Source organism: Vibrio ruber DSM 16370, assembly GCF_900163965.1.
In the GTDB taxonomy this organism is placed as follows: domain Bacteria; phylum Pseudomonadota; class Gammaproteobacteria; order Enterobacterales; family Vibrionaceae; genus Vibrio; species Vibrio ruber.
Genome location: NZ_FULE01000043.1, coordinates 21,581 through 27,828 on the forward strand (window position 1 = coordinate 21,581; position 6,248 = coordinate 27,828).

Annotated in this window: 10 protein-coding genes and 1 pseudogene; 2 read left to right on the plus strand and 9 right to left on the minus strand. The window is 46.0% G+C overall.

Annotated elements, in window-relative coordinates:
* Nucleotides 1-73: 73 nt before the first annotated feature.
* The gene (locus VR7878_RS15350; protein ID WP_077336937.1) at nucleotides 74-559 is read right to left on the minus strand and encodes a phage tail protein; all 486 of its coding nucleotides are present in this window, start codon (nucleotides 557-559) and stop codon (nucleotides 74-76) included.
* 496 nt (nucleotides 560-1,055) lie between these two features.
* Between VR7878_RS15350 and VR7878_RS15360 the strand changes: the two genes are divergently transcribed.
* Nucleotides 1,056-1,307, plus strand: coding sequence for an Ogr/Delta-like zinc finger protein (locus tag VR7878_RS15360; protein ID WP_021019862.1), 252 nt, complete (start codon nucleotides 1,056-1,058; stop codon nucleotides 1,305-1,307).
* A 340-nt stretch (nucleotides 1,308-1,647) separates the two neighbouring features.
* On the opposite strand, the gene lysC is transcribed toward VR7878_RS15360, so the two are convergent.
* The 7 genes from lysC to VR7878_RS15395 form a co-directional block, all read right to left on the minus strand.
* Nucleotides 1,648-1,857 (minus strand): Rz1-like lysis system protein LysC, encoded by a 210-nt coding sequence (gene lysC / locus VR7878_RS15365; RefSeq protein ID WP_205409474.1) that lies wholly within the window; start codon nucleotides 1,855-1,857, stop codon nucleotides 1,648-1,650.
* Nucleotides 1,844-2,128, minus strand: a complete 285-nt coding sequence (locus VR7878_RS21210; protein WP_139344115.1) for a hypothetical protein — start codon at nucleotides 2,126-2,128, stop codon at nucleotides 1,844-1,846. The genes lysC and VR7878_RS21210 overlap by 14 nt, the downstream gene beginning before the upstream one ends.
* Nucleotides 2,129-2,171: 43 nt before the next feature.
* A complete protein-coding gene (locus VR7878_RS15375) occupies nucleotides 2,172-2,708 on the minus strand; it encodes a lysozyme (RefSeq protein ID WP_059122541.1) in 537 nt (178 codons plus the stop codon).
* Between the two features lie 26 nt (nucleotides 2,709-2,734).
* Nucleotides 2,735-3,013: a hypothetical protein gene (locus tag VR7878_RS15380; protein ID WP_059122540.1), complete on the minus strand. Its 279-nt coding sequence runs from the start codon at nucleotides 3,011-3,013 to the stop codon at nucleotides 2,735-2,737.
* Nucleotides 3,014-3,102: 89 nt separating this feature from the next.
* On the minus strand, nucleotides 3,103-3,480 hold the full coding sequence (locus tag VR7878_RS15385; protein ID WP_059122539.1) for a hypothetical protein: 378 nt from the start codon (nucleotides 3,478-3,480) through the stop codon (nucleotides 3,103-3,105).
* 3 nt (nucleotides 3,481-3,483) lie between these two features.
* Nucleotides 3,484-4,155 (minus strand): replication protein P, encoded by a 672-nt coding sequence (locus VR7878_RS15390; RefSeq protein WP_077336939.1) that lies wholly within the window; start codon nucleotides 4,153-4,155, stop codon nucleotides 3,484-3,486.
* A gap of 10 nt (nucleotides 4,156-4,165) precedes the next feature.
* A complete protein-coding gene (locus VR7878_RS15395; protein ID WP_077336940.1) occupies nucleotides 4,166-5,020 on the minus strand; it encodes a conserved phage C-terminal domain-containing protein in 855 nt (284 codons plus the stop codon).
* Nucleotides 5,021-5,302: 282 nt separating this feature from the next.
* On the opposite strand from VR7878_RS15395, the gene VR7878_RS15400 reads away from it, so the two are divergent.
* Nucleotides 5,303-5,992 (plus strand): LexA family protein, encoded by a 690-nt coding sequence (locus VR7878_RS15400; protein ID WP_077336941.1) that lies wholly within the window; start codon nucleotides 5,303-5,305, stop codon nucleotides 5,990-5,992.
* A 130-nt stretch (nucleotides 5,993-6,122) separates the two neighbouring features.
* Here the strand turns inward: VR7878_RS15400 and VR7878_RS15405 are convergent.
* A pseudogene (locus VR7878_RS15405) lies at nucleotides 6,123-6,248 on the minus strand (IS200/IS605 family transposase); the annotation flags it as partial.

Below are 6,248 nucleotides of genomic sequence, written 5' to 3' on the forward strand. Positions count from 1 at the left end.
TCCAATCCCGGCCGGGATTGGATCGCCTTTGGTTTGAGTGAATCAGAAACAGTATTCTGCAATCCCTGGCCGCTTAACGCCGACCTGTCGTGAAATCACCTAATGTTTCCGCCACCCAGATTTCATATGTATCAATACGCCACTGTTTACCACGCCAGTAAATCGGCCCTGCAGCGTCTTCTGTCACGCTGACGGGTTCTTCAAACTCAACATCGATCACAATCGTTGAATGAGTTTCATCAACCGCTGTCATCTCAATCATCGGATTGTTCAGAACCGCAGCCATTTCCCGGTCAGGATCGTGATCCATCAGCCAGGCGCCGACATTGGCAAACAGCACTGCAGGGCTATAGGTGAGATGCGGAAAATTATTGAATGCCAGACGGGCGTGATAACGCAGTCTCATTAACTGACAACCGTTGCCCAAAGACTGACTGTCCAAACCCAGAGAAATATTCTTCATTTGGCTCGTCAGGGTTTGTGCAATTTCATCTCCGACACAGCTTTCAATGAATGTTTTAAAGTTTCTGAGCTTGTCGCCCGCTTCATACTGAGCCATGAAACTGTCACCTTACTGTGGGTTAGCTTTCCAGAAACAGAACCATTTGAATTTGATATTTTATTTTTAATATCAATTTCTTATATGATTTCAATTTCGTTTTGTTTCCCCGTTTTGTTCGGGTTGAGAGAAGAATACTCGGTCTGAAAAAATGCTGCATCATGTTGGATTCGGCCTGATTCGGATACAGGGTAAAACGGAACAGACTGGAATTAATCAGGAGAAAATAAGCGTTGATGTGGGGATTTTTGTCGACATTTTGTACAACACCGCTGCATTGCGGAGTCATTTGATCAGAGATTGACGGGATAAATGAGTGCTCATTGTGGTCTGAATAGATGGTCTGGATAGCCAAAAACCGACTCAGGTCAGACAGAGCCGGGCTTGTCCGGTGATTGTTCGCAGTTTATGGTAAGTTTTTTTACATTTCGCTAGGTAGATGCCATCATTATTGTTATAATCGTGTCAATTATTCATCAGAGGGAAAGGTATAAATATGAGAGTGTTATGCCCTGAGTGTGGTCAAAAAAGCCGGATCCAAAAATCGAACCGGATTACCAACAGTCATGCAGATCTGTACTGTAGCTGTAGTGATCCCGAGTGCGGTCACACATTCGTTATGAATCTGTCTTACAGCCACACTCTGAGCCCTTCAGCCAAGGCTGCCAACCAGTTAGTCTGCAATCTAATCAAGTCGCTTCCCCCCGAAAGCCGCGCCAGTCTGCAACAAGAATTATCCTTAATCTAAATCTATTTCTCTCCCTTTCAGTCAGCCGTTTTGACCATGCTTCTGAACCGGCTGACTGAAATTTTTTCCGCCTGCATATCCGTCTATTTTCAGGATTTTTTCTCTGTCACACCTCACACACAAGATGTAAATTATCTTTCATCTGCATCCCAAAAGACTTCAACAAACCGAGTTACATCAGCGAAACCTGACAGACAAAACCGTCAGACATAAAAAATCTTCCTGTTCCCTGAAGCGATCCCCGCTTCAGAAATAACCAGAAAGATTTTTATGATGAGTAGGTAAACAGATTGATACGATTATCCTGACCGGCCATCTCAGAATACTGTGAGAAGTCGTATCAAGGTGTGACTTTAGAAGCTCGCCATTGCAGATAATCATCTGCCCGCGCAGCGCACTGGCTCAATGCCGACTTCAGGCGGGGAATATCTTCAGTGATAACCTCTGGCCAAGTACCGCTGATACTGGGTTTATAACAAGGAACGATCATCCCTTCCGGCGGCACAACATACTGTGTCTGAATGACCGGTTGGGGGTCAGTATGATTCACGCAACCGTTCAGTAACAGTAGCAGGGACAACACAAGGATGACCGGATATTTCCTGTTGCAATGTTTGAATCTCATGGCGTAGTTTTTCCTCATTATCAGCACTGTTCCGGGCTCTTCTGATCAGAATTTGATTCATCTGTTCGCGTTCCTGAGATACCTGAGCCAGTACATTTTTCTGCATCATAATTTGTACACTGGATTGAGAGACCTGAGCCGTCAGTTTTTCATTCTCAGCAACCAACCATTTTACCCTGAGAACGACACTTCCCACTCCGCACCCAAGCAACAGAAAAATGCCAAGTCTTACATATCCTTTAAAGATCATACATCACCTCTGCATCTGAGGGGGTATGTCCCAGTTTCATCAAAGCATCCCTGACTGAAATCTGCCCCAGACAAAGCTGCGTTTCAATTTCTCTGCGGGTGACGATGCCCCGGCAGCGGTTTTGTGCCACACGGCAATCTTTGCCGTTCAGATATACCCAGCGATTAAACTCCTGACACGCCCCCTCAATATCCCGTTGCTTCAGTTTGCGATAGAGGGTTGAACGGCGTAGCGCATTCGTTCCCAGGTTATAGCTGAAATCAAGGGCGGCAATATGGACGTTTGGTGGCAGTTGATAATGCAGGTTTTCCAGTGGTTCATTGTGATAATTCAGAGAGCTGGCAAGCATCATTGCACACTGCTGATCACTATAAGACATATCCTGACGCACGCCTGCTGTTTCTCCGAAACAGACTGTCCACACTCCGCCGGGATCCTGATAAGCCTGATTTCGCTGACCTTCAAGTGTGCCGGTAATCGCCACAGCGCCGAAAAGCACCGTCCCGATCAATCGGTTATATTTCATGCTGACCTCTATCTAACTTTTATTTTCTACCTTTGTGACTGAAACAGAAACAAACGCATCAATGTAATACCAATGCCGATCACGGATAAGGTCGTGCCAATGAGGAAAGCGATATCTGAACCGTACCAGACAAAGTTTCCTGCCAGAATGTCATGTAAACTTGAATTCATCATCGACTGATAATTCTCTGCACCCTGAGCAACACTGACTCCAACCCCCGTACCACTTCCAACAGCAATTGACATCGTTGCTTTTTCAGAAATAACTGCTCCCCCCTGTCCGGTTTTAAAAGAAAAAAGACTCATCGTTGCATTTCTCCTGTCCGGCAGAAAAAACGATTTGTAGTGATGTTGAATGCACTGCTATGAACCTCACCAGATCTGTTGTGGAACATTTATGCATCCTCATAAATATGTAATTTGCTCATTTCCCGATCCCAATGCTTGAACAGATGCTTACTGGGATGCTTCCCTTTATCGCAGCGGTAATCATGTTCCAGCCATGCCAGACAAATGGCATCGGTCGGGGCAAATTGATAATGGTACATCCGGGTTTTAAACCGGGCCGCAATCGCAGACAGGCCGGATGCATGTTTTGCAGAAATCCCTTTCTGAACCATATTGGTCACTGTGCTGTACTTCACACCGAGATAATTGGCAATATATTCATAAGCTTTACACTTATTCATCGGCATTCGCCGAACCAAAGCTGAGAATGCATGATTCATCAGTTCTTTACGCATGGCGTTGATTTCTACTGTGGTAAATTCCATGATTTATTTCCCCATTTTGTTGCTCTGATGCCGCTGCCCTAGCTCAGCGACACGTTTAAATATGCCGGTTAAAGTATTCGGATCCGGCACCCCGCGCTCACCACGTAGCCGATCAAATTCAGTCGTTACGGTTCGCGGAGGTAATCGGGCAGGCTGCTGTGGTAAGGTGCCATTCCGTTCACGCTGTAGCCATTTGTGATAAGTTTTTTCAAACAGCCGCTTAGCTTTTTCCTGACTCAATGTCCGCGTATCAAACTCACACTCATTACGAACTAACTGTTCCAGACGGCTTTGTGGTGCACATCGCTTCATCATGCGCTGATAAGCCGACAGCCATGCATTATCATCCAGACACCAGGCACAGAATTTCCCCGGTCCGGGAATAAAATCAGATGGGTTCGCCCGAGCCATCCGCAAACCACGCTGCACTTGCACCATGGTATTCACCCCTTGTTCCATCATCGCTTTGACGTAGTTCAGTTTGAGAGTTTCATATTCCTGTTCACTTCGGATTGAAGCTCGCCACCCCGGATGAATCCCCCGTAACTCGCGTAAAATCATGTTGACGATCTGCGCGGCAAACGTATCCGGAGACTGCTGCTCTGCGGAAGTTGCACCATCAGCCGACAAAATTTTCAGTTCATGCTGGATTGCTTCATAGGTTATTGGTTTCATTATCGATTCCTCACCGGTGTACTGAATCAGTTATGTCGTTCGGAAACTGATGTAACGCATCGATCCAACCGGTATCTTCGTCATCAGGCTCCCAGTTGCAGGTTGAATGTCCCGCAGTCACGTTCTCTTTCACATACCGGGCTTGGGAGAGGTAACCCGGAAATTTGTTCATATTGAACAGCGTGGACGGGCGCAGATACTGGCGCATTCGGGCATCTTTACCCCACTCCCGAACCTTATGATCAATCACCGCCATCAGCTCCTGAACTGAAAAATCTTCCCGCAGGCGAGCCATGATTAAACCGGCTGTCTGGCCTTTGGGCTGAAAGCGAGTCTGTGCCATCTTATTCAGATGAAAAACAACAGCTTGCATGTCTTTCTGATTAGGTTGCGCAGTCAAAACTGAGGTCTCTTTTGCAACCGGCTGTGCAAGGATCAATAATTGATCATTCCGTTCTTGTTTTGGATCCGTCCTTACTTGTGTCGTCTGAGCCGGATCTGGTTCAGCCAGATCTGGCTTATCCGTTTCAGAGCAAGGCACAGCATGAATTGCCTCATCCGGATAAACCGTTTTTGGTTCATCAAAAACAATGTATTCAATTTCTCCGCTGGCACGCTTGTGCGTTGTAACGTAACCAACCTGTCGCAGCTCTTTTAAAATCGCATAGACGCCGTCCCGGCCGGTTTTTTTCGCTGATCCTTGCGTCACATTCGCTAAATGAGCCGGGCTGACCCGCCAGTGATCCGGCTTCGATAGTAGATAAGTCAACATCCCCATCGCCTGAAAGGACAGATGCCCCTCCTGAAAAATATGGTTACCGACCAACGTAAAACACTGATCTCGTTTGGCCCGTCTAATGCTCATCAATACACCTTTTAACCGCCGAAATATCACGTTTTGCCATACTGAAAAATGGGTAAGGCGCTCACCCCTCACCACGATTTGACAGTTATAGTAAGAAAACTTTCATTCAATGTAAATATAATGACGTAATGAAATTTTCTTTTTCATTGTAAAAATCATTACAAAAATGCTGTATACTTGGACAGAAAAGGGCTATGATAGAAACTCTGAATGCGAACACCTTCGGGTTCTGAAAAGAAACAACCAATTGAGGATATCCCGTCATCACGGGCATTGTGATTTATGATTGTTGAATTAGGCGAACGGCTCAAAGCCAGACGAGAAAGTTTAGGGCTCACCCAGGACATGCTGACAGCCCGGGTTAAAGAGATTGATTCATCACTAAGTCTGAACCGAATTACGATCAGCCAGATCGAAAACGGTATTCAGTCCAGTATGAAAGACCGTCTGTTACTGGCAATGTCTAAAGCATTAGAATGCTCACCGGAGTGGATCGTATACGGCACGAATTCAGCGAATACTGATCTCTCCGACTCACCGTCACAGGCAAACGTCAGCAATGGCCCTTCGGTTTCAACCATGTGTCCGGTTATCTCTTGGGTGAAGGCAGGCGATTTTTCTGAAGCAGTAACACCATACGCGCCTGATGAGTACGAATATTATCCCTGCCCGGTACATAGTGGCCCCGGAACTTACATTCTGCGGGTTCGGGGAGACTCAATGGAGCCCCGGTTTGAGGAAAATGATCTGATCTTTATTGACCCGAATCTGGTCGAGCCAGAACACAACAAATTTGTCATTGCAATGCTGACCGATTCGGCAGAAGCAACATTCAAGCAGATACAGGTCATTGATAATAAGAAATATCTGAAGGCACTTAATCCTTCCTATCCACCTGAACTGCGTTTTTTATCGATTAACGGCAACTGTCAGATCATCGGGACAGTGATTGCCCATATGAAGCCCATTTAGATGATCGTTAGATAATCAATCGTAAAAAAAGTATCCACCGGCATAGCCGGTGGTTTTTCATATGCGCCTATAAGGCTCTCCTACTAGCAGCGCCCTAGCAGGCGCGTAGTGATCTGACATTTGCATATGACTACTTCCTGCGGCCCGTAAACGGGCTACCTGAATACGGGATCGACAATTGCTCTCCCATTTTATCCTGCTCTAGTTGCTGCTTAATGTAATTTTGTATCTTGCTCGTATTTTTACCTACCGTATC

Bases quoted from the DNA above. Each gene is read 5' to 3' on its own strand.
- VR7878_RS15380 (WP_059122540.1), bottom strand. From the start codon at position 3,013: ATGAGTCTTTTTTCTTTTAAAACCGGACAGGGGGGAGCAGTTATTTCT.
- VR7878_RS15385 (WP_059122539.1), bottom strand. From the start codon at position 3,480: ATGGAATTTACCACAGTAGAAATCAACGCCATGCGTAAAGAACTGATG.
- VR7878_RS15395 (WP_077336940.1), bottom strand. From the start codon at position 5,020: ATGAGCATTAGACGGGCCAAACGAGATCAGTGTTTTACGTTGGTCGGT.
- VR7878_RS15350 (WP_077336937.1), bottom strand. From the start codon at position 559: ATGGCTCAGTATGAAGCGGGCGACAAGCTCAGAAACTTTAAAACATTC.
- VR7878_RS15360 (WP_021019862.1), top strand. From the start codon at position 1,056: ATGAGAGTGTTATGCCCTGAGTGTGGTCAAAAAAGCCGGATCCAAAAA.
- VR7878_RS15390 (WP_077336939.1), bottom strand. From the start codon at position 4,155: ATGAAACCAATAACCTATGAAGCAATCCAGCATGAACTGAAAATTTTG.
- VR7878_RS15400 (WP_077336941.1), top strand. From the start codon at position 5,303: ATGATTGTTGAATTAGGCGAACGGCTCAAAGCCAGACGAGAAAGTTTA.
- VR7878_RS15375 (WP_059122541.1), bottom strand. From the start codon at position 2,708: ATGAAATATAACCGATTGATCGGGACGGTGCTTTTCGGCGCTGTGGCG.